Origin of the sequence: Tomitella biformata AHU 1821 (genome assembly GCF_000524475.1) — a bacterium.
In the GTDB taxonomy this organism is placed as follows: domain Bacteria; phylum Actinomycetota; class Actinomycetes; order Mycobacteriales; family Mycobacteriaceae; genus Tomitella; species Tomitella biformata.
On the sequence record NZ_BAVQ01000040.1, the window covers coordinates 1 to 250 of the forward strand.

General features: G+C 68.0%; 1 pseudogene. It reads right to left on the minus strand.

From position 1 onward, the window contains the following. Nucleotides 1-250 (minus strand): annotated as a pseudogene (locus TBIF_RS13750) (MgtC/SapB family protein); the annotation flags it as partial.

Consider the following 250-nt stretch of genomic DNA (forward strand, 5'->3'; position numbering starts at 1 on the left):
GTGACCAGGGGCTCGAGGCTGAGGCGGCTGACGGCGTCCTCTAGGAGGGCGTCGTCGCGCTCGGTCGCGGTGAGTTCCGCGAGGACGGTGACTGTGCCTTTTTCGGTTCGGGAGGAGCGGACCGATCGCAGTTGGAACTCGGGCCTGCTGATCGCCTGGACCGTCAGCCGGCGCACGTGGGGTTCGGCCTCTTTGCGGCAGGTCACCTCGAAAACGTAGTCGGCGGAGGGCATCTCGCGGCCCACGCGTA